This window comes from Streptomyces erythrochromogenes (assembly GCF_036170895.1).
Lineage (GTDB): Bacteria > Actinomycetota > Actinomycetes > Streptomycetales > Streptomycetaceae > Streptomyces > Streptomyces erythrochromogenes.
In genome coordinates this window covers 2,381,165-2,405,078 of the sequence record NZ_CP108036.1, presented here as the reverse complement: position 1 = coordinate 2,405,078, position 23,914 = coordinate 2,381,165, and the positions used below count along the sequence as shown (strand labels likewise).

Here is a 23,914-nt window from a genome sequence, read left to right as displayed (position 1 = left end):
AGTTGTGCCCGCCGCACCCGCGGCACCGGGCAGCGATCGCCGAGTCCCCGTCAGGCGCGAGCCTGGGGAGCCGGGGACCCACATCAGTCCCTGGGGTGAATCGGACCCCCTCGCAAGAGGAGGCCCGTAGGAGACCTTCCTGCTCCGAACCCGTCAGCTAACCCGGTAGGCGAGAAGGAAGGAAAGGATCAAACCCTTCATGGCGTTTGGCAGTCGTCCCGCTGGTACCGGCAAGCACCGTGGTTCCAGCCGCCTGAGCAAGAAGACCGCCGGCTACGCCGGTATCGCCGCGATCGCCACCACGGGTGTGGTCGGCTCCCTCGCCGCCCCGGCCTTCGCCGCGGACAACCACAGCAGCTCCGCCCCGGAGAACGGGCTGGGTGCCGTCGTCGTCGCCGAGGACCTCGCGGGCGACATCGCGGACCAGGCCGAGTCCCAGCAGCGCGCCGCCGAGCACGCCGCCGCCAAGGCGCAGGCCGAGGCCGACGCCAAGCAGAAGGCCGCCGAGGCCAAGCGCCTCGCCGAGGCCAAGGCGAAGGCCGAGCGCGAGGCCGCCGAGCGCGCCGCCCGCGAGGAGGAGCGCAAGCGCCTCAACACCTTCGTCTCCCCGCTGGACGACTCGTACGTCAGCACGCAGTACAAGGCGGGCGGCGGCATGTGGTCCTCCGGCAGCCACACCGGCATCGACTTCCACGCCGCCTCCGGCACCTCGGTCCACGCAGTGGGCTTCGGTACCGTCGTCGAGGCCGGCTGGGGCGGTGCGTACGGCAACAACGTCGTCATCAAGCACAACGACGGCACGTTCACGCAGTACGGCCACATGTCGTCGCTGAACGTCTCCGTCGGCCAGCAGGTCACCCCGGGCCAGCAGATCGGCCTGTCGGGCTCCACCGGCAACTCCAGCGGCCCGCACCTGCACTTCGAGGCCCGCAGCGGCTCGCAGTACGGCTCGGACATCGACCCGATCGCGTACCTGCGCTCGCACGGCGTCAGCCTCTGACCCTCCGCGCCGCCCACCGGGCACAGCGCGCAGCGCACAGCTTCACGAAGACCCCGCCTCCCGAGCCGGGGTCTTCGTGTTTTTGCGCTCCGACGCAATGTTTCGGATTTCTGTCCGCTCTCGAAATTATGCTGTGCTGCAATAGAGTCGATGCGTGCGCGTGAGCGCGCACGGGGGCTGGCGGTCGGAAATAGGCGGAGGTTCGGTCTTGCGTATTCCTGCGCACGCGGTATGCACGGCAATTCGCGACGACATCGTCTCCGGGGTGTTCGAACCAGGCGGTCGGCTGACCGAGGAGGTGCTGGCCCGCCGGTACGGAGTCTCGCGCGTCCCGGTCCGCGAGGCCCTGCGGACGCTGGAGTCCGAGGGCTTCGTGACCACGCGGCGGCACGCCGGGGCCTGTGTGGCCGAGCCGACCGCGCAGGAGGCGGCGGATCTGCTGGAGCTGCGGATGCTGCTGGAGCCGCTCGCGGCGGCCAGGGCCGCCCGGCGCCGCACCGACGCGCACCTCAAGGTGCTGCGCGGGCTGGTCAGGCTGGGTCAGGAGCGGGCCAGGCGGGGCCAGGGCGAGGATCTGCGGGCGCTGGGGGGCTGGTTCCACGAGACGCTCGCACAGGCCTCCGGCAGCCCCGGGCTGATCGCGCTGCTCACCCAGATGCGGCACAAGCTGGCGTGGATGTTCGTGGTGGAGGCGCCGGTCCGGCCCGCGGAGTCCTGGGCGGAACACGGCGCGATCGTGGACGCGGTGGCCCGCGGGGACGCCGAGCGGGCGCGGACGCTGGCCGCGGTCCACGCCGACCGCGCGGCCGCCGCGCACCGGCTGCGGCAGCGGCCGGCGGTGAGCACTTCGCAACCTGCCGTAAACATGTCGAGCGGCCGGCATTAACAGGAGCCGTATACAAAGGATGGAATCGCGCGAATTCGCTGCGCGGGACAATTCGCTGCGCCGAATTCCTGTAGGCGGGCAGAAAGTCGCGCGGCGAATGTCGTGCGGCGAAATGCCCTCCGGCGAGAGGGCGCCGGTCTTCTTTTCCGGCGAGCGGTACTTCCCCGTCTCCGAAACGGCGAAGCCGCGGCCCCTCGTGGGGGTCGCGGCTTCGCCGTTCGCGCTGCGCGGGGTGAACCCGAAGGGTCAGACGGTCTCGGGGAGCTCTTCGAGACCCTCGGCGACCAGCTTCGCGAGGCGGTCCAGTGCGACCTCCGCACCCTCGGCCTCGGAGGCGAGGACGATCTCCTCGCCGCCCTGGGCGCCCAGGCCCAGTACCGCCAGCATGGAGGCGGCGTTGACGGGGTCGCCGCCGGACTTCGCGATGGTCACCGGGACGCCGGAAGCGGTCGTCGCACGGACGAAGATCGAGGCGGGACGAGCGTGCAGGCCCTCGGCCCAACCGACGTTGACGCGGCGCTCTGCCATGGTGATGCCCTTCAGGTTCTTACGGTTGTCTAGACCAGTCTCTCACGGCACCCTGAATGCTCCGACCGACCCTCGGCCCGAATCTCGCCGCTCCTCGACCTTCCCCAGCTTGCACCGGTTTGCACCGGCTTGCCTACTGCGCCGCGCGAGCGCTCTACGGCCCGGTCCGGCCGTAAGGTATGCGCATGACCATAGAGTCGGACCCGTCCTACCCGGCCCACTGGGAAGCCGACGTCGTCCTCCGCGACGGCGGCACCGCCCGGATCAGGCCCATCACCACCGAGGACGCCGGCCGGCTCGTCAGCTTCTACGAGCAGGTCTCGGACGAGTCGAAGTACTACCGCTTCTTCGCGCCCTACCCCCGCCTCTCCGACCGCGACGTGCACCGCTTCACGCACCACGACTACGTGGACCGGGTGGGCCTCGCCGCGACCATCGGCGAGGAGTTCATCGGCACCGTCCGCTACGACCGCATCGGTCCCGACGGCCGGCCCGCCTCCGCTCCCGCCGACGAGGCCGAGGTCGCCTTCCTCGTCCAGGACGCCCACCAGGGCCGCGGGGTCGCCTCCGCGCTCCTCGAACACATCGGCGCGGTGGCCCGCGAGCGCGGCATCCGCCGGTTCGCCGCCGAGGTGCTGCCCGCCAACACCAAGATGATCAAGGTGTTCACGGACGTCGGCTACGAGCAGAAGCGCAGCTTCGAGGACGGCTCGGTCCACCTCACCCTCGACCTCGAACCCACCGCCCAATCCCTCGCCGTGCAGCGCGCCCGGGAACAGCGCGCCGAAGCCCGCTCCGTGCAGCGACTGCTGGCCCCCGGCTCGGTGGCCGTCGTCGGCGTCAGCCGTTCCGGCGCCGGCGTGGGCGCCGCCGCGCTGCGCAACCTGCGCGACAGCGGCTTCCACGGCCACCTCTACGCCGTCAACGAGGCCGTCACGCGCGACCTCCTCGACGGGGTGCGGGCCTACCGCTCCGTCGAGGCCGTCGGCGCCCCCGTCGACCTCGCCGTGATCGCGGTCCCGGCCGAGCGGGTGCCCGAGGCGGTGGCCGCCTGCGGCGAGCACGGCGTGCAGGGGCTCGTCGTCCTCTCCGCCGGATACGGGGACAGCGGCCCGGCAGGACTCGCCCGCCAGCGCGAGCTGCTGCGGCAGGTGCGCTCGTACGGGATGCGCCTCATCGGACCCAACGCCTACGGGGTGATCAACACCGCTCCGGAGGTGGAGCTCAACGCCTCGCTGACCCCCGCGCCGATGCCGATGCGCGGCCGGACCGGCCTGTTCACGCAGTCCGGGGCGATCGGGATCGCCCTGCTCTCGGCGCTGGTCCGGCGCGGCGAAGGCCTGTCCTCCTTCGTCTCCGCGGGCAACCGGGCCGACGTCTCCGGCAACGACATCCTCCAGTACTGGTACGAGGACGAGGCCACCGACGTCGCCCTGCTGTACCTCGAAACCCTGGGCAACCCGCGGAAGTTCACCCGCCTCGCCCGCCGGACCGCCGCCGTCAAGCCCGTGGTCGTCGCCAAGGGCGGCCGCCACACCCCCGCCGGGCACGTCGTCCCCGGCACCCGGCTGTCGGAGGACACCGTCTCCGCCCTCCTGCGGCAGGCCGGCGTCATCCGGGTCGACACGGTCACCGAGCTGGTGGACGTCGGCCTCCTGCTGGCCTCGCAGCCGCTGCCCGCCGGACCCCGGATCGCGATCCTCGGCAACTCCGAGTCCCTCGGGGTCCTCACCTACGACGCCTGCCTGACCCAGGGCCTGCGGCCGCTGCCGCCCCTGGACCTGACGACCGCGGCGTCCCCGGCGGACTTCCGCGCCGCGCTGGCCGCCGCCCTCGCCTCCGACGACTGCGACGCGGTGGTCGTGAACGCCATTCCGTGGGTCAGCGAGCACGCCCTCGCCGACGACCTGGCCGACGCGCTCCGCGAGGCCGTCGCCGAGGCCCCCGGCAAGCCGGTGGCGGTCGTGCACGTGGAACTGGCCGAGCTGGTGCAGGCCCTGTCCGCGACCCGCGGACCCGCCGCCGAGACGCCGGACCGCCCCGCCGCGGACACCCCCTGGACCCCGGCCGCCGCCGCGGCCACCGCCACCGCCGACCCGGTCCGGATCCCCAGCTACCCCGCCGCCGAGCGCGCCGTGAAGGCCGTCGCGGAGGCCGTGCGCTACGGGCAGTGGCGGCGGGCCCTCGCCGACGCCGGGCAGGTCCCCGAGTACGAGGACATCGACGAGGCCGGCGCCGCGACCCAGCTCGCCGGGCTGCTCGCGGACGTCGACGGCGGGGCCGTGCTGACCCTGAGCGACTGGGACGCCCGCGAGCTGCTCGCGCGCTACGGGATCCGGGTCCTGCCCACGCTCCCCGCGCCCAGCGCCGACGCCGCCGTCCGGGCCGCCGCGGTCCTGGGCTACCCGGTCGCCCTCAAGACCACCGCCCCGCACCTGCGCCACCGCGCGGACCTGGGCGGCGTACGGCTCGACCTCACGAACGAGGCCGAGCTGAGGCGCTCGTACGAGGAGCTCACCGACGCGCTGGGCAAGCCGGGCGAGCTCCAGCCCGTGGTCCAGGCCATGGTGCCGCGGGGCGTCGACACCGTCGTCCGGTCCGTGATCGACCCGGCCGCCGGCGCCGTCCTCTCCTTCGGGCTCGCCGGGGTCGCCTCCGAGCTGCTCGGCGACACCGCCCACCGGCTGGTCCCGGCGACCGACCGGGACGCCGCCGGACTGGTCCGGTCCATCCGGGCGGCGCCCCTCCTCTTCGGCTGGCGCGGCAGCGACCCGGTCGACACCCCCGCCCTGGAGGAGGTGCTCCTGCGGCTGTCCCGGCTGGTGGAGGACCATCCCGAGGTGATCGGCGTCTCCCTGGAGCCGGTCGTCGTCGCCGTCGAGGGGATCTCCGTGCTCAGCGCCACGGTCCGGGTCGCCCATCCGCCCGCCCGCGGTGATCTCGGGCCGCGGACCCTCCCCAGTTACTGAGCGGGTACGGCGCGGTAGGAGGGCAGCCGAGGGGCCTTACCATTGACCCCATGGCGAAATCCGGTACGACGACCCAGGGGCTGCGCACGGCGATCGAGCGCAGCGGCTACTACCCGGCCCTCGTGGCCGAGGCGGTGGAGGCCGCGGTGGGCGGCGAGCCGATCTCGTCGTACCTGGTCCACCAGGAGACGACCTTCGACTCCAACGAGGTGCGCCGCCACGTCACCGTGCTGGTCCTGACCGGCAACCGCTTCATCGTCAGCCACACCGACGAGCAGGCCGCCGACGCCGGGTCCCCGTCCCCGTACGCGACGACCTCCACCGAGTCGGTCAAGCTCTCCAGCATCTCCTCGGTGGTGCTCAGCCGCGTCGTCGCCAACCCGGAGTCCTACACCCCCGGCACCCTGCCCCGTGAGGTCGTCCTGACCATCGGCTGGGGCGCGGTCTCGCGGATCGACCTGGAGCCGGCCGCCTGCGGCGACCCCAACTGCGACTCCGACCACGGCTACACCGGCAACTCCACCGCCGACGACCTCAGCCTCCGGGTCAGCGAGGCCGGCGACGGACCGGAGGCGGTGCGCCAGACCCTGCTCTTCGCGCAGGCGCTGAGCGAGGCGACCGCGGCCACGTCCTCCACCTCCGCCCGCTGATGGTGTACTCCGCACCGCAGGACTGGACCGAGCCGGAGCTGCTCGACCTGGCCGGCGCCCCCGTCCCGGAGTACGGCGCCGGGTCGCTCGCCGACCTGCTGCCGACGCTCGTGGCCGGGCAGGGCGTGCCCGGCTACAGCGCCGCCATCGCCGAGCTGACCCCGGCCGACCGCAACTGCGTGTTCCTGGTCGACGGCATGGGCTGGGAGCAGATCAAGGCCCACGCGGACGAGGCCCCGTACCTCGCCTCCCTCCTCGGCAGCTCGCGCGGGGGCACCGGACGCCCGATCACCGCGGGCTTCCCGGCGACCACCGCCACCTCCCTGGCCTCCGTCGGCACCGGGCTGCCGCCGGCCCGCCACGGCCTGCCCGGCTACGCCGTGCGCAACCCCGCCACCGGCGAGCTGATGAACCAGCTCCGCTGGCACCCGTGGGCCCCGCCGAAGCCGTGGCAGCCGTACCCGACGGTCTTCCAGGAGGCCGACAAGGCCGGCGTGGCGACCGCGCAGGTGTCCTCGCCCGCCTTCCAGACCACCCCGCTCACCAAGGTCGCCCTGAGCGGCGGCACCTTCCTGGGCCGGATGACCGGCGAGGAGCGGATGGACGTGGCCGCCGAACGCCTCGCGGCCGGTGACCGCTCGCTCGTCTACACCTACTACAGCGAGCTCGACGGGGCCGGCCACCGCCACGGCGTGGACTCGGACGCCTGGCGCGGCCAGCTGATGTACGTGGACCGGCTCGTCCAGCGGCTCGCCGAGCAGCTGCCGCCGCGCACCGCGCTGTACGTGACCGCCGACCACGGCATGGTCGACGTCCCCTTCGACGAGGACGCGCGGATCGACTTCGACGAGGACTGGGAGCTGGGCGCCGGCGTGGCCCTGCTGGGCGGCGAGGGCCGGGCCCGGCACGTGTACGCGGTGCCGGGGGCGGAGGCCGACGTGCTGACCGTGTGGCGCGAGGTGCTCGGCGACCGCTTCTGGGTGGCGAGCCGCGAAGAGGCCCTGGAACTGGGCTGGTTCGGCCCGCCGGGGGAGTGCGACGAGCGCGTGCTCGGCCGTATCGGCGACGTGGTCGCGGCGGCCCAGGCCGATGTCGCGATCACCGCGTCGCGCAACGAGCCGAACGAGTCGGCGCTCGCCGGAATGCACGGCTCCATGACCCCGGCGGAACAGCTCGTCCCGCTGCTCGAAATCCGCACCTGACCCGCCGGCCCAGCCCGGTACCCGATCCCGCCCACGACCCGAAAGGTCCGTACTTCCCATGCCCGAGCTGGTGTTCTTCTCCGGAACGATGGACTGCGGAAAGAGCACTCTGGCGCTCCAGATCACGCACAACCGCTCGGCCCGCGGTCTGCAGGGCGTGATCTTCACCCGCCAGGACCGCGCCGGCGAGGGCAAGCTGTCCTCGCGCCTGGGCCTGGTCACGGAAGCGGTCGAGGTCACCGACGCCATGGACCTCTACGCCTACCTCGTGGGCGAGCTCTCGCAGGGCGGCCGGGCGGACTACGTCATCGTCGACGAGGCCCAGTTCCTCGCCCCGGAGCAGATCGACCAGCTGGCCCGGATCGTCGACGACCTCGACATGGACGTCTTCGCCTTCGGCATCACCACGGACTTCCGCACGAAGCTCTTCCCGGGCTCGCAACGCCTGATCGAGCTCGCCGACCGGATAGAGCAGCTCCAGGTCGAGGCCCTGTGCTGGTGCGGCGCCCGGGCCACGCACAACGCCCGTACGGTCGGCGGCGTGATGGTCGTCGAGGGCGAGCAGGTCGTCGTCGGCGACGTGAACCGCCCGTCGGAGGAGATCGGCTACGAGGTCCTCTGCCGCCGCCACCACCGCCGCCACATGACCTCCGCCGCGGCCCACGCGGCCGCCCTCTCCCCGGACGTCCTCCCGGTCAACCGCCCCTGACCGGTCCGGTCAGTCGGCGTCGGGGCGGTGGCGGGCGCCGATGCCCTGGGGGTCGGGGGTGCGGGCCAGGGCGCGACGGGCGGGGTCGGGGTACTCGCGCTCGACGGCCTCGCGCAGCAGGGCCAGTTCGGTGCGGACGGCCGGCAGGGCGCCGGGCGGCAGCGCGGTGAGCAGACCCTCCAGCAGGGAGCGGAGCCGCCGGCATATCTGGACGGACGGAGTGCCGTACTCGCGGATCTCGGTCACGGCCAGCTGCAGGTAGTCCTCCCAGTCCCGGCCCTGCACCACCAGCCGCGGCGTGCCGTGGCGGTCGCCCAGCACGTAGCGGTCGCGCAGGCCGGCCCGGCCGACCGTGTGGAGGAACGACTCGATCTGGTTGAGCACTTGGACCGCCGTGGTCGGGTCGTTCACGGCCGGGGAGAGCGCCCGGATGGCGATGTCGACGAGGACCCGCAGCGCGAACGCGGGGTCCTGCTCGATGGTCCGCTCCGAGCCGAAGGCGATCAGCCCGGTCACCTGCTGCGGCTCCGGGGCCGACGTCCCGCCGTGGACCTCGACGACGACCGCGCCCGGCGGCACGTAGTCCCCGACCAGGCGGGTGACCAGGAGGACGCAGTCGTGGCGTTCCGCCAGCGCCGTCAGCCGTCCCGGGTGGAATGCCTGGATCACGCCGCCGCGTTCGGACCGTACGTACGCGACGGGACCGCCGTCGGCCGGAGTCCCGGGGTCCCCCGCGCGGGGCGCGGCGCCGAGGACCGCGGCCTCCCCGCGGACCAGGACCGTCTCGCCCAACCGTCCGACCAGTTCGGCGATGGCGACGGGCCGGAGGTTGTGGGTGAACCGATTGAGGTAGACGAGCAGCAGCAACAGGCTGACGGACACGGCCGCCCCGGCCATGGAGACCCCGAGGTCGGGCACGGAGTCCGACTCGATGGTGCGCAGCAGGGCGAAGGAGAAGGAGAAGGTCCCGGTGAAGGTGGCCAGCACCGCCTTCTGCAGCCGGTCCCGGTACCACAGGCGCATGTAGCGCGGGGACAGGGTGCCCGTCGCCTGCTGGACGACGAGCACACCGATCGTGACGACGAATCCGAGCAGGGCGATCATCGCGCCGACGATGGCGGTGAGCACGCCGCTGGCCGTCGAGGCGGAGTAGCGCCAGCCGGCCGGGAACCCCGTGCTGTCCACGGAGACGGCCCACTCCGCCAGCAGCACACCGAGGACCAGACCGAGCAGGGGCACGATCCAGAGGCTGGCCTTCGTGTACTGCAGCAGCCGGAACCGGGAGGCCCAGGACATCAGGGGCCGTAGCGGGATTCCGGTTGCCCGACGGGCGCTTTCGTGCGTCTGCGCGGCAATGGCACGGGTGACCTCCGACCTCCGGTTCACGGCTCGGGACGGCCTTCAGCCCTCACGGTAAGGCCGCCCACCGTCCTGCGCACGCCGCGGCCGGGCCCGCCCGGGCGGGCCCGGCCTCCGCAGGACCGGCCGGACATTCCTGCCTAAGCTGACCGTGTGACACCGGTGACCCGGATCGGCCTTCTTCCGTCCGTGTTCCTTCCGGCCGGGCCGTGTACCCGCGGACCGAGAGGTGTTCCCGATGGACGAGTACCCCCTGATCGAGAACCACGGGCTGATCGGCGATCTCCAGACGGCCGCTCTCGTGACCACCGACGGAACGATCGACTGGTTCTGCTGTCCGCGCTTCGACTCGCCGAGCGTGTTCGGGTCGCTGCTGGACCGGGAGAAGGGCGGGCACTTCCGGGTCGCACCGCTGAACACGACGTACACGACGAAGCAGTTGTACTTCCCCGACACCGCGATCCTCGTGACGCGGTTCATGACGGAGTCGGGCGCCGGCGAGGTGATCGACTTCATGCCGGTGACCGGGACGACGGCCACCGACCGGCACCGCATCGTGCGGATGCTGAAGTGCGTGCGCGGCAGCATGACGTTCGAGATCGACATCGCCCCGCGGTTCGACTACGGCCGGGCCCCGCACACGCTGCACACCACCGAGCACGGCGCTGTGTTCGCGTCGGAGGGACTGGAGCTGACCGTTCACGCCGTCCGCGAACCGGGGGACGAGCGGCTGCTGAGTGCCCTGTCCGACGACCACGACCTGCACTTCTCGCTGACCCTGCAGGCCGGCCAGCAAAGGGGGCTGGTGCTGGAGTCGTCGGCCGGCGGGCCGCCGCGCGAGATCCTGCCCGCCGACTTCGACGCGATGTTCGCCGAAGCGGTCCGGTACTGGCGGTCGTGGCTGCGCCAGTCGACGTACTCCGGCCGGTGGCGGGAGGCCGTCGAGCGCTCGGCGGTGACGCTGAAGCTGATGACCTACGCGCCGAGCGGCGCCCTGGTGGCCGCTCCCACGGCGGGACTGCCCGAGCAGCTGGGCGGCGAGCGCAACTGGGACTACCGGTTCACCTGGATCCGCGACGCGTCTTTCTCCGTGTACGCCCTGCTGGGGCTGGGCTTCACGGAGGAGGCGACGGCGTTCATCGGCTGGCTGCGCGACCGGGTGAAGGAGAAGGCCGGCAGCGACGGGGACACCGGCCCGCTGAACATCATGTACCGGGTCGACGGCTCCTCCGACCTCGTCGAGGAGACCCTGGAGCACTGGGAGGGGTACCAGGGCTCCCGGCCCGTACGCATCGGCAACGGCGCGGCCACCCAGCTGCAACTGGACATCTACGGCGAGGCGCTCGACAGCATCTACTTCGCCCATCAGCACGGCATCCAGCTGGACAACCGGGGCTGGGCCTCCCTGCACACCATCCTCGACTGGCTGACCGACCACTGGGACCTGCCCGGTGAAGGCCTGTGGGAGACCCGGGGCGGCCGCCAGGACTTCACCTACGGCCGGGTGATGTCCTGGGTGGCCTTCGACCGTGCCCTGCGGCTGGCGGCCGCGAGTGGCCGGCCCGCGGCCACCAGCCGCTGGAGCCAGGCCCGCGACGCGATCTACGGGCAGGTCCTGCAGCGGGGCTGGGACCCGCAGCGCATGGCGTTCGTGCAGCACTACGGCAGCGACGTCCTCGACTCCGCCCTGCTGCGGATGCCGACGGTCGGCTTCATCACTCCCGACGACCCGATGTGGAAGTCGACCCTGGACGCGATGGACCGGGAGCTGGTCACCGACAGCCTGGTCTACCGGTACAACCCCGAGGCGTCGCCGGACGGCCTGCGCGGCTCCGAAGGCACGTTCTCGCTGTGCACGTTCATGTACGTCGACGCGCTCGCCCGGGCCGGACGCACCGATCAGGCGCGGCTGGTGCTGGAGAAGATGCTCTCCTACGCCAACCACCTCGGCCTCTACTCCGAGGAGATCGACCTGACCGGCCGCCAGCTGGGCAACTTCCCGCAGGCGTTCACCCATCTGGCGCTCATCGACGCGGCCATCACCCTGGACGCGACCCTCAACCGGGCTCGGGCCCGCGCTGCGTGAGCGGTACGGGACCGAGCAGGACGAGGACGTCCTCCTCCGCCGGGGCGGCGGCCTCGGTCTCCGTGACCGGATCGAGCCTGCCGTCGGCGCGCACCACGAACAGCGTCTCGAAGTCCGCCGGGGCCGGCTGGGAGGCCGGCTGCACCAGGTAACGGGCACCCTCCCGGTAGCGCTCTGCCAGCACGTGCCGGACCAGCCGGGTGCCGAAGAGGATGTCGCCGCCCGTGTAGGGGGCGACGACGCCGTGGCTGGTGTGCGGGGGGCCGACCCGGTAGACGGGGCCCTCGACGTTGCCCTCCACCATGACCGAGGCCAGCGCGTTGAAGTCGTCGTCGTCCGTGAGGAGGAAGACGGCGGTGACGCCCTCCAGCCGTGCGCGCGGGTTGGTGGCGGTGGCCAGCAGTTCTCCCTGCGCCAGTTCGATTCCGGCGTCCTTGATCCGCTCCCGTTCCTCCTCGTCCCCTGCCCACATGAGGACGTCGAGTCCGGCCGAGCGCAGCGCCTTCCCCATGTCGATGACCCAGCGGTCACCGCCCACCAGCAGGGGGCGCGTGCGGGAGGGACGGACGACCCCCAGCCTGCGGGCCATGGGGGCGGCGGTCAGCGCGTAGAGCAGGACCGTTCCCACGATCACCAGGAAGGTCACCGGGAGGATCTTCGAGGCCCCCTTCAGCCCCTTGTCGGTCAAGGTGGCGGCGAACGCGGATGCCGTGGAGGCCGCGACGATGCCGCGCGGCGCCATCCAGGCGAGGAAGCCCCGTTCCCCGCGCGTGAGCCCGGACTTCCGGGTGGACATGAAGGCGATCAGCGGCCGCAGGACCAGGACGAGGAACGCGATGAGGACGAGGGAGGGGAGGAGCACGGGCGTCAGGGACGCCGGGGTGACGGTCGACGAGATGGAGATGAACAGCAGCCCGATGATCAGCTGGACCAGGGTCTCGAAGAAGGGGCGGCGGGCGGGCATGTCGAAACCGGGGATGTTGGTGACCGCCAGCCCCGTGACGATGGCGGCGATCAGCCCGGTGTCGTCGCGGACGATGTCGCAGCCCGCCGACACCGTGATCACGACGGCCAGCTGGGCGAGCGTGCCGAGCGTCTCGCCGAGCCGCAGGACCCGCAGCGTCAGCCACAGCAGGGCGACGCCGACGGCTCCGCCGATCAGGCCGACACCCATGCTGATCATGAACTGGCCGAGCTGGTAGCCCCGGCCGATGTCGATCCGGTGCGAGGAGGAGACGGCGTGGAAGACGAGCGCGCCGAGGATGCCGCCGATCGGGTCGATCAGCGTCCCCTCCCAGATCAGGATGCGACGTACCTTGTCGGTGGGCCGCACGTATTCGAGCAGCGGTCCCACCACCGTCGGTCCCGAGACCACGAGGATCGTGCCCAGCATCGCACCGGTGGCGAGCGACATGCCGAACAGCGCGGGGGAGACGAAGCCGACCGCGAGGAAGGTGGCGAGCACACCCACCGTCAGCAGTCTGCCCACGATGCCCCGGGTGCGGCCGGTGAGCTGGCGCAGGTTGAGTCCGAGACCGGCGTCGTAGAGGATCACCGCCACCGACAGGGAGACCAGCGCGTCGAACGGCGGCCCGATCAGCTTGTCCGGGTGGATGACGTCGGTCAGCGCCCCCGCGACGAAACCGGCCGGCAGCAGCAGGATCAGCGCGGGCACGCGCAGCCTGCTGGCGAGGATCTGCGAGAAGGCGGCCAGCGCCACCGTCAGGGCGAGGCCGAGGAGGATCTGGTCCTCGCTCACAGTGGCATTCCCCCTCGGACGCTTGCGGTGCGACGGGGCCGGACGCGGCTCGCTCGCCCCTCAGCTCCCATCGGCGCTCTCGCCCCGTTCTGTGCCGCCCCGCCGCAGGTCGGCGTCGGTGAGCGACTCCAGTTCGCCGTGCGTGTCCAGCCAGTACAGGAGGGCGACGGCCGGGGCGACGATCACCAGGGCGACCAGCGTGACGAACGCCAGCCACGTCAGCGTGGAGGGGGCGCCCGCGGCCTCGGCGACGGTCAGCGAGGTGGGGATGAGGTAGGGCCGCTGGGCCATGCCCCAGGCCAGGACGGCCGCCGCGACGACCCCCACCGCCGTGACGCGTACCCAGGTCCCCGGCGGCCGCAGCAGGAGCCATGCCGTGGCGAACGTGGCCGCCGCGGCCAGGAGGACGAAGACCAGCCCCATGCCGTGGGTGAGGCCGTGCCACACGTGGGGGGCGTCCGTGCGCGTGACGAACAGCGCGACCACGGCCAGTACGGCGACCACGGCGAGCGCGCCCAGCGCCCGCCCCCGGAAGTGGTCGACGAGATCGGGCGCGTCGAAGCGGCGGGCGTCACCGGAGAGGAACACGGCGCCGAGGAAGGCCGTGGTCGCGATGGCCAGCAGCCCGAAGACCAGGGAGGTGGGGTTGGACCAGGCCCTGGCCGAGGCCTCCGTGCCGAGCGCGACCCGGCCGGAGGCGATCCCGCCGGCGGCCGCGCCGAGGAAGAAGGGCGTCACCAGCGAGGACACGGCGAACAGGGTCCCGAACAGGCGCTGCCCGGCGATCCGCCGGGAGGCCTTGCGGAAGGCGAAGCCCGCGCCGCGCAGGACCATGCCGACGGCGGCCAGGGCGAGCGGCACCCACATCGCGGAGAACACCGTCTGGAAGAAGACCGGGAACCCCGTCCACATGATGACGAAGATGAAGATCAGCCAGACGTTGTTGACCTCCCACACCGGGGCCATGGCGTGGTCGATGAGCCACCGGGGGCGCTTGCCCCGCTCCGCCCCGCCCGAGGTGAGGTCCCAGAAACCGGCCCCGTAGTCGGTGCCGCCGGCGCAGGTGTACGCGGTCACGGCGAGCAGCAGCACGAAGGCGATGAGGTCGGCGGTCACGGGCGGCCGTCCCCGGACGAGGACCCGGACGAGGGCGTGGACGACGAGGCCGAGGAGGACGGGACGGACGAGCGCGGTCCGTACGGCGTGTCCGCCTCCGGGGCCTCGACCGGACTCCCCGCCTCCTGCTGGGCGTCGGCGAGCCGCCATCTGGTGCGCATCTTGAGGAGGACGGCGAGGAACGCGCCGAAGACGAACACGTACACCACGATCACCAGCCCGAACATGATCCACAAGGTCGTCGAGCGCGTCGCGGTGACCGCCTCGGCGACCCGCATGTTCTGGTAGACGATCCACGGCTGGCGCCCCACCTCGGTGGTGACCCAGCCGCATTCCACGGCCACGACGGACGCGACGCCCGCGCAGGCCGCACTGCGCCAGAACCACTTGGACGCCGGCAGCCTGCGGTGCCGCAGCCAGACCACGGCGTACCAGAGGGCGAGCAGCACCAGCACGGACCCGATCACGACCATGAGGTCGAAGGCCCAGTGGGCGATGGTCGCCTGGGTGGCGTTCGGCCGGTCGCTCTCCGGGACGGCGGTCAGCCCCATCACCTTGGTGTCCGGGCTGAAGCCGGCCAGGATGGAGTCGAGCTGGGGGATCTTGATGCCGCCCGAGATCGTCCCGTCCGGATGCAGACGGCCGAACAGGTACTCGGGCATGTGGGTGTCGGTCTCCCAGACGATCTCCATCGCGGCGAACTTCACCGGCTGCTTCTGGAACACCTGCCGGGCGATGGAGTCGCCCAGGAAGAACTGGATCGGGGTGGCGATGGCCGCGACGGTGAAGGGCACGGTGAAGCCGAGCCGGTGGTAGTGGTCGCGGCGGCCGCGCAGCCAGCCCACGGCGTAGACCCCGGCCACCACGTACCCGGCGGTGAGCAGCATCGCCACGACGAAGTGCCAGTACTGCGGCCCGAACATCGGGGTGAAGATGGCCTTCCAGATGTTCACGTCGACCGGGTTGCCGGCGGAGTCGAGGGTGAAGCCGCGCGGGGTGTTCATCCACGAGTTGGCGGCCAGGATGCCGAACGCCCCCATCAGCGCGGCGGCCGGCAGCGGAAGCCCGAGCAGGAAGTGCGTACGGGGCTTCAGCCGGCGCCAGCCGTACAGGTAGACGGCGATGAGCACCGCTTCGAGGAAGAACGCCCACGCCTCGACACCGAAGCCGATGCCGAACACGTCGCCCCACTTGCCCATGAGCCCCGGCCAGAGCAGGCCGAACTCGAAGGACAGGACGGTGCCGGTGACGACTCCGACGGCGAACTGCACCGCCATCACGGCCGACCAGCGCCGCGCCAGCAGCAGTGCGGTGGGGTCGTTGCGGCGGATCCCCCGGTAGTGCATCAGCAAGGTGATGAACGGCAGGGCCACCCCCATCGGCACCAGGATGATGTGCGAGGCCAGGGTGAAGGCCATGAGCTGTCGGGCCGGGAGCAGCTGGGCCGGGGCGTCCGCCGCCAGCAGGAGAACCGTGGTGTGCATGCGTGCCTTCGCTGCTAGGCGGGGGAGGGATCAGCCGCCGGTGGCGAAGCCGGGGAAGAGGGTCATCCCGCCGTCGACGTAGAGGGTGGTGCCCACCACGTAGTCCATGAGGTCGGAGGCGAGCGCGACGACCGCGTGGGCGATGTCCTCCGGATCCCCGATCCGGTCGTACGGGATCAGCTTCAGCAGGTCCTCGCGGGCCTGCTCGGTCTCCCAGGCACCGCGGTTGATCGGCGTCTTGATGGCCCCGGGGGCGACCGCGTTCACCCGGATCTTCTGCGGTGCGAGCTCCTGGGCCAGGGTCTCCATCATCATCTGCACGCCGCCCTTGGAGGAGGCGTAGTTGACGTGGCCCGCCCACGGGATGAGCTGGTGCACCGAGCTCATGCAGATGATCTTCCCGGCCGCTCGGGACACCTCGGGCACGACGCCGCGCCGCACGAACTCCTTCGTCGCCTCCCGGGCGCACAGGAACTGCCCCGTCAGGTTGACGTCCAGGACCTTCTGCCACTGGGCGAGGGTCATCTCGGTGAACGGGGCGTCCCGTTGCAGGCCGGCGTTGGCGACCAAGATGTCGATGGTCCCGAACTCCCGGACCATCCGGTCCACCATGGCGACGACCTGGTCCTCCTGGGACACGTCCGCCTCGTACGCCGCCGCGCGCACCCCGAAGGAGGTGATCTCCCGGACGACGGCCTCTGCGGACTCCGGGTCCGCCACGTAGTTGACGACGACGTCGGCGCCGGCCCTGCCGAGCCCGATGGCGGTCGCCTTCCCGATACCGGAGTTGGCGCCGGTGACCAGCGCCTTCTGACCCTTGAGCAGGTGAGCCGGAATCACACCCTGCTGTGCGCCCATGGTGGAATCCACGTTCGTGCTGCCTCCTCGATGAGCGGGCCGCCACGTCCCGGCCGCAGCCGGACGGACCGATCGCCCACGTAATCACCGGCCGCGGCGGGGAGCCTGCCGGGCGGGTCCCGGTTGGGCCGTTCGGCCGAGGATCTTCCTCCGGTCGGCGCAGACGCGGGGGAGGGTCAGTTCAGCCGTGCCAGGAGGTGGTCGCCGACCCGCAGGGCGTTGGCGATGGCCGTGAGGGACGGGTTGACCGCGCCGATGCTCGGGAAGAAGCTCGTGTCGACCACGTAGAGGTTGTCGAGGTCGTGGGCCTTGCAGTTGACGTCCAGGGCCGAGGAGGCCGGGTCCGTACCGAAGCGGACGGTGCCCGCCTGGTGCGCGGTCGCCCCGATCGGCATGCCCTTGTGCAGGTAGATGCTGTGCGACAGCAGGTGGTGCTCGTGCATGCCCAGGTGGCCGAGCATGCTCTGCAGTTTGTGCCTGAGCCGCTTCAGGCCCTCGATGTTGTTCTTCTCGTCGAGCGCGAGGTGGATGGCGCCGTCGCCGTCCAGGGTGACCCTGTTGCCGGGCAGCGGAAGGTCCTCGCCGCACAGCCAGAAGTCGACGGCGTGGTGCGCCAGCACCTCGAACGGCATGTCCGGGGTGACCGCCCCGGCCCAGCGCGGGGCCTCGCCGTGGATCTGCTCGGCGTCCGACTTGCCGAGCATCTGGATGCCGCCCAGCGGGAAGTCCCAGTCGTCCGCGCCCAGATACCAGTCGTGCAGGGCCAGGGTCTTCTGGAACTGCGTGGGGTTGGGCTCCTTCGACACGGCCATCAGGGCCAGGTTGTTGTGCCGCATGTAGTGCCGGCCCACCACGTCGGAGCTGTTGGCCAGCCCCCGGGGGTGGCGGTCGTTGGCCGAGGCCAGCAGCAGGGCTGCGGAGTTGACCGCCCCGCAGGAGACGACCACGACGTCCGCGGAGAAGCGGGTCTCGGAGCCGTCGGCGAGCCTGACGACGGCGGCGGTGACGCTGCGACCGGCCGCGTCGGTCTCCAGCCGGACCACGTGTGCGTTGGTGACCATTTCGACGCCCGGGTGTTCGAGGGCGGGCTCCACACAGATCACCTGGGCGTCGGACTTGCCGCGCACCAGACAGGGGAAGCCGTCCACCCGGTTGCAGCGGATGCACACGCTGGAGGGAACGGCCCGCCCGTCGGCGTCCTGGTCGAGGTCGACCCCGATGGGCAGGTGGAAGGGGTGCAGCCCCTTCTTCTCCAGGTCGTCGCTCAACTGCTGGATGCGCGGCTCGTGTTGCACGGGCGGGTACGCGTACTGCGCGCTCGCCGGTCCCTCGCCGGGATCCTCCCCGTGCCGCCCGTGTACGAGGTAGAGGTGCTCGGCCTGCGTGTAGTACGGCTCCAGGTCCTCGTATCGCAGCGGCCAGGCGGGGGAGATGCCGCCGTGGTGCCGGATCTCGCCGAAATCCTCGGGCCGCAGCCGGAACAGGGCGGCTCCGTAGAACTTGGTGTTGCCGCCGACGTAGTAGTTGACCTCGGGCGGGAACTCGTTGCCGTGCTTGTCGAACCAGAACTCCGGTGCCCGGTACTTGCCCTTGACGAACACGGCGGTGGACTCCCAGTTGTCCCGTTCCCGCGGAAGGTAGTCGCCGCGTTCGAGGAGGAGCACCCGCTTGCCGGAGGGCGCCAGCCGGTGGGCGAGGGTACCGCCCCCTGCGCCGGTGCCGATGATGATGACGTCGTAGTGGGGAGAGTCGCCCATGTCGACCACCGTCCTTGGGCTCGTGGCCCCGCCCGGAGGGCCGGGACCTGTCACTCCGCGGAGCGGAGGCCTGGCATTCCCACCCATTCGAAACTAGCCGCCCTTCCACCGGAGGGCGACCCGGTCGGACGGGCCCGGGCGCGGAGCGCCGTCACAGCACGGCGATCGGGTTCACCGGAGAGCCGGTGGCGCCCGGCAGGCGCAGCGGGGCGACCACGCACAGGAAGCTCCAGCGGCCGGCCCGCTCGCAAACGGCCGCCAGCTCCTCGAACTGCAGGTAGTCCATGAGGTGCACGCCCATCGCGTGCACCGCCAGGACGTGTACGGGGAAGGCGACGTCCGCCACCGCGCTGGGCGCGGTGTCGTTGTTGCCGTCGCCGCCCAGGACGGCGACCTCCCGTTCGGCCAGGAACGGCAGGGCCCGCGGGTGCAGGCCCGCCCTGGCCCGGGCCGCCTCCCACGCCCCGAGCTCCCCGCGGCGGCGCCGGTGCCCCACGCGGACCAGCAGCAGGTCCCCGGGGGCCACGCGGACCCCCTGGGCGGCCTCGGCGGCCGTCAGGTCGTCCGCCGTCACATGGTCCCCCGGCTCCAGCCAGGGCACGCCCCGCAGCCGCGGTACGTCCAGCAGCACACCCCGTCCGACGACGCCCTCCCGGACCAGGTCCACGGAGAGTGAGCGGACCTGCGAGGCCGTCGCGTCCCCGGCCGGGACCCCGCCGTAGAGCTCGCCGTCGTACAGCACGTGGTTGAGCGCGTCGAGGTGGCTGTCCGCGTCCCCGTGGACGTTCATGGCGAACCGGTCGAGGGCGAAGTGCAGCCCGTCGGCCCCGGCCTCCCCGGGTGCGGGCCCGGTCATCCTGTGCTTCGCCGGTTCCGGGTTGTCCGGGCCCGGCCGGGTCTCGATCGGCGCGGCCAGGGACACCGTGCGGCCGAGCCGGACCTCGGCCGCGGCCGCCGCGACGCGGGCGGGCGTCAGATGGCGCAGCGCCCCGCGCCGGCCGCCGTCCGGGCCGGACCGGGCCTCCCGGCGCAGCCGCTCGTACAGGGTGCGGAAGTCCTCCGCGCTCATGCGCCGCTGCGGAACGGGCGGTTCGGGGTGCCCGCTCATCGGATCGCCGCCCCCTCGGTGGTTCCCCACGGGCGCATGCCCCACCGGAGCACATGGCCGGCCCCCGGTTCCAGGACGGTGAGGCCGCTGCCGGTTCGGAAGGCGTCCGCCGGGCAGGACATGGCCTCCACCGCGACACCGCGCCGGCGCCGCTCGGGCTGCCCCAGTGTGTCGCCGGTGTAGACCTGCACGTACCGGGCGCCCTCGCCCAGCCACACGTCGGTGCCGCGGTGCCCCGACGGGTGCGCCAGCCGGACCACGGCCCGCCCGGCCGCGTCGCGTTCGAGTCCGGTGAAGGCGGTGTCCAGGGCCCCCGCGCCGATGGGCCGGGCGGTACGGAAGTCGTACTCCGTGCCCTCGACGGGCTCCTCGCCGGTCGGCAGGCCCTCGTCGTCGGTGGTGAGCCGGTGGCCTGCGGGCACGGTCAGCAGCGCCGTGTCGACGAGATCGGTGCCGACCGTCAGGTACGGGTGCTGCCCCACGCCGTACGGGGCCCTCGCACTGCCCGTGTTGACGGCGCTGACCAGCACCTCCAGCCCGTCGTCGGTGAGCCGGTACTCGGCGAACACCTCCAGCAGGAAGGGGTACCCGGGCTGCGGGTGGAGGGTCGTGCCCACCCGCACCGCGTCGCCGGAGTGGGCGAGCAGCCGCCACGGGGTCCAGCGCAACAGCCCGTGGATCGCGTTGTGCCGCTCCGGCTCGGTCAGCGGGAGTTGCAGGTCCGCGCCGTCGAAGCGGTAGCGGCCGCCGCCCACCCGGTTGGGCCAGGGCACGAGGATCTGCCCGCGCCCCGAGGTGACGGGCTCGTCGGCGGCGAACCCGTCCAGCACGGGCACGCCGTCCGCCTCGTAGTGGCGCAGGGCGCCCCCGAGTTCGACCACGACGGCGCTCTGCCGGCCGTGGCGCAGCTCCCACTGCTCACCCGTCGGGCCTGCTGACCGGGGCGTCTGCGCGGACATGGGAGCCTCCTCGGACGGTGGGGCAGGGGCGGCGAGGCCCAGCAGGGACAGCGCGGCAGCCGCCACGGCCTGCGGCGGCTGGTCGACCTCCACGACCACGGGGTGCTCGTCGGGTCCCGGTTCCTGGAGGTCGGCGAACTGGCTGTCCAGCAGGGCCGGCGGGAAGAAGTGGCCGTGCCGGGCCCCCAGGCGGGCCCGCACGAGCTCCGGCGTGCCGTGCAGGTACAGCAGGCGCGCCCCCGGCCGCCCGCGCAGCAGCCGGTCCCGGTAGGAGCGCTTCAGCGCCGAGCAGGTGACGACCGCCGGGCGGTGCGCGCCGGCCTCCTGGTCCATCCAGGCGCCGATGGCCGCGAGCCACGGGGCCCGGTCGGCGTCGTCGAGGGGGTGTCCGGCAGCCATCTTGGCGCGGTTGGCCGGGGAGTGGAACTCGTCCGCGTCCCGATGGGGCCAGCCGAGCCGGTCCGCGAGCAGCCGGGCCACCGTGGTCTTGCCCGAACCGGACACGCCGACGACGACCACCAGGGGCGTCGGCCGCGCGGCTTCCACCGGCACCGGGGCTCAGCCCTCCGTAAGACCGGGTGCCGTGCACAGCGCCCAGACGATCAGGCCGTCGATCGCCAGGAGCACCAGGGCCCAGAACGGCGTGTACGGGAGCCACATGAAGCTCGCGACCATGCTGAGGCCCGCCAGTGCCAGGCCGACGACCCGGGCCCACAGGGCGCCCCTGATCACGGCGAGTCCGGCGAGGAAGATCACGATGCCCAGGATGAGGTGGATCCAGCCCCAGCTCGTGAGGTCGAACTCGTAGGCGTAGTGCGGGGTGGGGATGAAGACGTCGTCCCGGGCGATCGCGGAGATGCCCGTGAACAGCATCATCAGTCCGCCGAAGACCATCAGGAACCCGGCGAAGTACAGCCAGCCGTTGCGGGCGTTGAAGCCGCCCTTGTCCGCGGCCGACGGAGCGCCCTTGGGCCGGGCTCCGCCCACGTGACTCGTCATGACACGCTCCTTCTTCACTTCGCGCCGGCCGCGGGGACCGCGACCGCCTTGCCCACCGGGGGCACCTCGGGCCCGGGCGGCAGCAGTTCGGTGACCACGAAGGCGACCACGGACGCGAGGATGATCACGGGGATCATCGCGCCGCTGCCGAGCAGCAGGACGACGAGCACCACGCTGCTGACCGGAAGCCTCAGCGCGCAGGTGGCCGCGGCCGCCATACCGGCCGCGAGGCCCGGAATGACGCCCAGTCCCGGCAGGGGCGCGAACAGCACGCCCGCGGCCGCACCCAGGAACAGGGCCGGGAAGATCGGCCCGCCGCGCAGGCTGCCGAGACAGAGCGCGTACGCCGCGCCCTTGCACAGCAGGACCGCGATCAGCGCCCCGATGCCCCAGGCCTGCGGATCGGAGGCCAGGCTGCCCATCACGGCCTGGCCCGACGAGGCCACGTCGACGGGGGAGTTGCCGGTGACGAGCGCGTACAGCGCGCCGAAGGCGCCGGCCGCCAGGGCGCAGACGGCCGTGTGGGCCACGGGCCGCCTGGCCACGTACACGGAGGCGAACCGGCCGCCGGCCAGCACCATGTGCATGAAGACGCCCATGACGGCCGCCAGGAGCAGCGACCACAGCACGTCGGGGGCGTCGAGGCGGGGGAAGGGCGTGTCCAGGTCCAGTTTCAGGCTGCCCGTCGCCAGGCCCGTCCAGCGGCCGAAGCCGGTGAACACGAGCTCGCCGACCCCGCTGGACAGCAGGGCCGGCAGCATGATCGCGAACAGCTGAGGTCCGCCCACTCCGGCCACTTCCATCAGCAGCACGGCGCCGATCAGCGGATTGCCGAAGATCGCGGAGATGGCCGCGGCCGCCCCGGCCGCGCCCAGGATCGCCGTGCTCTGCGGGGTCGCGGGCGCCTGGGCCAAGTCCCGGAACAGCAGTGCGAGCCCCCCGCCGAGGGCGATCAGCGGGGCTTCGGGGCCGAGGGTCGCCCCCAGCGGCAGGCTGAGCACCGCAGCCAGGATGACGCCCGGCAGCGCGGCCGACGTGGCCCCTCCGGCGTGCAGCCCGGAGGCGGGGATGTGCCCGCCGGCACCGGGCAGGTGGGTCACCACCAGCCCGACCAGGACACCGGCCACCAGCAGCAGCGGCAGCGGCCACCACCAGGGCGGGCCGCTCCAGCCGAGCGCCTCCGGGAGGTCGCTCCACACCAGGTGTTCCAGTTCGTGGAGCGCGACCAGGAACCAGAACGCCGCCAGGGAGACGGGGATGCCGATGAGCGCGCACAGGACGAGGAGTTTCAGGTAGCCCGGCGTGCGCAGCATGTCCCGCAGCCGGTCGCCCTCCGGGGGCGGTTCGGCGGGTGCCGGGGTGCGCTGCGCCGTCATGGGGTCATCCCTTTCCGTCCCCCGTGACCGAGCGGCCGCTCAGCCGAGGAGTTTGGCCTTCTGTGCGGCGAACTCCTCCTCGGTGAGAACTCCTTGGGCCTTCAGCTCGCCCAGTTGCTTGAGCTGGTCGAGCTTGCTGCTCATGTCGTCGGCGGGCGCGGGTTCTGCCGCCGGCGGAGGGGGCGGGGGCGGTGCGGCGGCCTGCTGCTGTTCCTCCTGCTGGGACCAGCGGCCTGCTTGGCGTCGTGACACGCGGTTGGACACAGCGGTGGCGGTTCCCGCCACGACGGCGGTACGGGCGACACCGCGAAGAAGTCCGGGCATGGATCGTCATCTCCCAGGTTGCTCAGGGAACCGGAGGCGTCTGCCACAGGCGGGCCGGTCCTCGGGTCGGGAAGCAGGCCGCGGCCGCGCGGCCCGGGCTCACGCCTCCATCGCGTCGAGCGAGGCCAGCAGCGCCTGGACCGGAAGCCGGCCGCTCGCCACCAGCTGGGCTCCGCCGCGCCGCAGGGCCCGGGCGAACGGCGCCGCCCAGACGTTCTCGTACACCAGGATCCCGGCGGAGCTGCCCGCTTCCAGGGCGGCACCCGCCTCGTCGATGTCGTCCTGGCCGAGCAGGCCGGAGGCCGCGCCCTCGAAGACGGACAGGTCCATCTCACCGCCGCCGACATCCTTCAGTTCCAGTGCGATGACCGAACCGTCGGCATCCTTGCGGACGAAGACCAGGTCGAGGATGCGGATGATCCCGCGGTCCACCAGGTCGACGAGCAGGGGGAAGCCCTCCCCGGTCATGCGGTTGCCGGGGAACTCGACGACCAGGTAGTCGACGGGTCCCATCATTTCGATGTCGTCGCTCATCACCACTCCTCGGTGCGATGCGCGGGGTGACCGCGCCGTGGGCCGCCACGGGCTTCGACGGCGCCTTCTCCGGCATTCGGCGGAGGGGCAGCCCCCAGCTCATTGCAGCACCCCCACGATGCCTTCGCACCTTCGCACCGCACCGCGAAGGCCGCGCCCGCGCCGGTTCGTGAACGGCGTATGGCAGTCGTGTGGCGGGGCGCGGCGTTCCCTTCACCCGGGCCGGGGGATGCGCCTACGGTCGTACCCGA

General features: G+C 72.4%; 20 protein-coding genes and 1 riboswitch. Of the genes, 7 read left to right on the top strand and 13 right to left on the bottom strand.

Annotated features, from left to right (window positions below; translation table 11 throughout):
* Positions 1-27 precede the first annotated feature (27 nt).
* Positions 28-186: riboswitch (cyclic di-AMP (ydaO/yuaA leader) on the top strand.
* Positions 187-199: 13 nt separating this feature from the next.
* Positions 200-1,000: a M23 family metallopeptidase gene (locus OHA91_RS10690; RefSeq protein ID WP_031146514.1), complete on the top strand. Its 801-nt coding sequence runs from the start codon at positions 200-202 to the stop codon at positions 998-1,000.
* A gap of 208 nt (positions 1,001-1,208) precedes the next feature.
* Positions 1,209-1,886, top strand: a complete 678-nt coding sequence (locus OHA91_RS10685) for a GntR family transcriptional regulator (protein ID WP_031146517.1) — start codon at positions 1,209-1,211, stop codon at positions 1,884-1,886.
* Between the two features lie 246 nt (positions 1,887-2,132).
* Here OHA91_RS10685 and OHA91_RS10680 read toward each other — a convergent pair whose 3' ends face one another.
* Positions 2,133-2,414, bottom strand: a complete 282-nt coding sequence (locus tag OHA91_RS10680) for an HPr family phosphocarrier protein (RefSeq protein WP_031146520.1) — start codon at positions 2,412-2,414, stop codon at positions 2,133-2,135.
* Between the two features lie 179 nt (positions 2,415-2,593).
* Here OHA91_RS10680 and OHA91_RS10675 point away from each other — a divergent pair, with 179 nt between their 5' ends.
* From OHA91_RS10675 to OHA91_RS10660, 4 genes are read left to right on the top strand one after another with little or no spacing between them, the layout of a single operon-like run.
* On the top strand, positions 2,594-5,383 hold the full coding sequence (locus OHA91_RS10675) for a bifunctional acetate--CoA ligase family protein/GNAT family N-acetyltransferase (protein WP_408059162.1): 2,790 nt from the start codon (positions 2,594-2,596) through the stop codon (positions 5,381-5,383).
* A 50-nt stretch (positions 5,384-5,433) separates the two neighbouring features.
* On the top strand, positions 5,434-6,033 hold the full coding sequence (locus tag OHA91_RS10670) for a DUF5998 family protein (protein ID WP_030838227.1): 600 nt from the start codon (positions 5,434-5,436) through the stop codon (positions 6,031-6,033).
* On the top strand, positions 6,033-7,235 hold the full coding sequence (locus OHA91_RS10665) for an alkaline phosphatase family protein (protein ID WP_031146526.1): 1,203 nt from the start codon (positions 6,033-6,035) through the stop codon (positions 7,233-7,235). Before OHA91_RS10670 ends, OHA91_RS10665 begins: the two co-directional genes overlap by 1 nt.
* Before the next feature lie 58 nt (positions 7,236-7,293).
* A complete protein-coding gene (locus OHA91_RS10660; protein ID WP_266492231.1) occupies positions 7,294-7,944 on the top strand; it encodes a thymidine kinase in 651 nt (216 codons plus the stop codon).
* Positions 7,945-7,953: 9 nt separating this feature from the next.
* On the opposite strand, the gene OHA91_RS10655 is transcribed toward OHA91_RS10660, so the two are convergent.
* Complete coding sequence (locus tag OHA91_RS10655; protein WP_266492233.1) at positions 7,954-9,240, bottom strand: DUF2254 domain-containing protein; 1,287 nt, start codon at positions 9,238-9,240, stop codon at positions 7,954-7,956.
* A gap of 301 nt (positions 9,241-9,541) precedes the next feature.
* On the opposite strand from OHA91_RS10655, the gene OHA91_RS10650 reads away from it, so the two are divergent.
* Positions 9,542-11,389 (top strand): glycoside hydrolase family 15 protein, encoded by a 1,848-nt coding sequence (locus OHA91_RS10650; protein ID WP_031146534.1) that lies wholly within the window; start codon positions 9,542-9,544, stop codon positions 11,387-11,389.
* On the opposite strand, the gene OHA91_RS10645 is transcribed toward OHA91_RS10650, so the two are convergent.
* The 11 genes from OHA91_RS10645 to OHA91_RS10595 all read right to left on the bottom strand — a co-directional run bounded on the left by OHA91_RS10645 (position 11,361) and on the right by OHA91_RS10595 (position 23,663).
* A complete protein-coding gene (locus tag OHA91_RS10645) occupies positions 11,361-13,148 on the bottom strand; it encodes a cation:proton antiporter (protein ID WP_031146537.1) in 1,788 nt (595 codons plus the stop codon). The two genes, OHA91_RS10650 and OHA91_RS10645, sit on opposite strands and share 29 nt — an antisense overlap.
* 60 nt (positions 13,149-13,208) lie before the next feature.
* Positions 13,209-14,264, bottom strand: coding sequence for a cytochrome d ubiquinol oxidase subunit II (locus OHA91_RS10640; RefSeq protein WP_328739169.1), 1,056 nt, complete (start codon positions 14,262-14,264; stop codon positions 13,209-13,211).
* Positions 14,261-15,748 (bottom strand): cytochrome ubiquinol oxidase subunit I, encoded by a 1,488-nt coding sequence (locus OHA91_RS10635; RefSeq protein ID WP_031146541.1) that lies wholly within the window; start codon positions 15,746-15,748, stop codon positions 14,261-14,263. Before OHA91_RS10635 ends, OHA91_RS10640 begins: the two co-directional genes overlap by 4 nt.
* A gap of 30 nt (positions 15,749-15,778) precedes the next feature.
* Positions 15,779-16,606: an SDR family oxidoreductase gene (locus OHA91_RS10630; RefSeq protein WP_328741117.1), complete on the bottom strand. Its 828-nt coding sequence runs from the start codon at positions 16,604-16,606 to the stop codon at positions 15,779-15,781.
* Between the two features lie 176 nt (positions 16,607-16,782).
* Positions 16,783-18,363 carry a GMC oxidoreductase gene (locus OHA91_RS10625; protein ID WP_031146545.1) on the bottom strand — a complete coding sequence of 527 codons (1,581 nt, stop codon included), beginning with the start codon at positions 18,361-18,363 and terminating at the stop codon, positions 16,783-16,785.
* A 151-nt stretch (positions 18,364-18,514) separates the two neighbouring features.
* Entirely contained in the window at positions 18,515-19,432 is a 918-nt protein-coding gene (locus OHA91_RS10620) for a cyclase family protein (RefSeq protein WP_031146547.1), read from the bottom strand.
* A 35-nt stretch (positions 19,433-19,467) separates the two neighbouring features.
* Entirely contained in the window at positions 19,468-20,982 is a 1,515-nt protein-coding gene (locus OHA91_RS10615) for a gluconokinase, GntK/IdnK-type (protein WP_328739168.1), read from the bottom strand.
* Positions 20,983-20,988: 6 nt separating this feature from the next.
* On the bottom strand, positions 20,989-21,429 hold the full coding sequence (locus tag OHA91_RS10610; RefSeq protein ID WP_031146550.1) for a DUF7144 family membrane protein: 441 nt from the start codon (positions 21,427-21,429) through the stop codon (positions 20,989-20,991).
* A 14-nt stretch (positions 21,430-21,443) separates the two neighbouring features.
* Positions 21,444-22,805 (bottom strand): chloride channel protein, encoded by a 1,362-nt coding sequence (locus OHA91_RS10605; RefSeq protein WP_328739167.1) that lies wholly within the window; start codon positions 22,803-22,805, stop codon positions 21,444-21,446.
* Between the two features lie 39 nt (positions 22,806-22,844).
* Positions 22,845-23,129, bottom strand: a complete 285-nt coding sequence (locus OHA91_RS10600) for an SHOCT domain-containing protein (RefSeq protein ID WP_031146552.1) — start codon at positions 23,127-23,129, stop codon at positions 22,845-22,847.
* Positions 23,130-23,228: 99 nt separating this feature from the next.
* Complete coding sequence (locus tag OHA91_RS10595) at positions 23,229-23,663, bottom strand: DUF6325 family protein (protein WP_031146554.1); 435 nt, start codon at positions 23,661-23,663, stop codon at positions 23,229-23,231.
* Positions 23,664-23,914 lie beyond the last annotated feature (251 nt).